This window comes from Pseudomonas sp. PA-4-8C (assembly GCF_021606625.1).
Classification (GTDB): Bacteria; Pseudomonadota; Gammaproteobacteria; order Pseudomonadales; family Pseudomonadaceae; genus Aquipseudomonas; species Aquipseudomonas lactis.
Window position 1 is genome coordinate 1 of record NZ_WKCD01000537.1, and the last position, 1,325, is coordinate 1,325.

Sequence of the window (1,325 nt, forward strand, 5' to 3'; positions counted from 1 at the left end):
GCCTAGGGAAGTTGCAGCGTCGAGTTACGCGCTTGACCTCGCAAGTCTCTATCGCGAGGCCCGTCTGGAAGATCCCCGTGTGCTCGCGGCCTATGCCCGTGCGCGTTCTGCCGCTGAGCAACAGCGCGAGGCCCTTGGTGGCTTGTTGCCGCAAGTGTCGGCCAATGCCAATACCAGCCGTGTGTTGCGCAAGAATGAAAACACGCGGGATATCTACAACAACGAAAACTACTCGCTCAGCTTGACTCAGTACTTGTACAACAAGCCTGCGTGGGAGCGCTATCAGAAGTCCAAGAGCGTCAAGGACCAGAAGGGTCAGCAGGCGGAAGATACCTTGGCAGAAGCGACCGTCGACTTGGCCAAGCGCTACTTCGTTGCCTTGGCTTCTGACGATGAACTGGCGCTCGTTCAGGCCGAACGCCGCGCCACGCAAAAGAACCTTGATCGGGTCAGTATGATGTTCGACCGGCAGATGGCCAAGATCACCGACAAGCTCGACATGCAAGCGCGTGTCGACTCCCTCGCGGCGCAGGAGGTAGACGCGCGTAACCAGGTCCAGGTAAGTCGCGAGGCTTTGGCCGAAATCGTCGGACGGCCGATCAGCGAGCCGCTGAGCCGGGTGCGTAATGACATGCAGTTGCAGGCATCGACGCGCCCATTGCAGAGCTGGATTACTCAGGCAATTGAAACCAACCCGATGCTTAAGGCCTCTCAGAGTGGCGCCGAGGCCGCTAATGCAGCAGTGCGTGAAGGCAAGGGTGAGCACTATCCCCAGTTGTCGCTTAGCCTGAACGCGCAGCAAAGTGACCAAGGCTATGACAACACCCAGGCGCCGCGTAGTGACAGTTATGTCGCAACGCTTGGTGTAAAGATCCCCCTTTATAGTGGCGGGTCTACCTCCGCTCGGGTTCGGGGCCTTTACGACGAGCAATTGGCCGCTGAAGTGCAGATGGAGGGCATTCGCCGCCAGGTGGTGCGCGAAACCACTACGGCGTATCTCACTGCCCAGTCCAGCGTCGAGAAGATCCGCGCTAATCGCAATGCCTTGTCCTCTGCGCAGAAATCAAGTGTCGCTGCGCAAAAGGCCTTTACTTTTGGCGTGGTCAACGCGGTGGATGTGCTGACTGCGGTGCAGAACGAGTTCAAGACCCGTCGTGACCTGCTCAAGTCGCAGTACGACTTCATCACCAACCTGTTCCTGCTCAATCGCTGGGCAGGTGAGTTGAATCAGGACAGCGTCGACAGCGTTAATGTCTGGCTGAGCCCGGTGCCCGAGACCAGCCTGCCTGGCGGTGCGGCGAAGGGTGATAGCGAGGCTACTGGCC

1 protein-coding gene is annotated in these 1,325 nt (G+C 58.9%); it reads left to right on the forward strand.

The window, feature by feature from the left end; genetic code table 11:
• On the forward strand, window positions 1-1,325 hold a 1,325-nt coding region (locus GIW04_RS30760), incomplete at both ends, for a TolC family outer membrane protein (protein WP_236479614.1).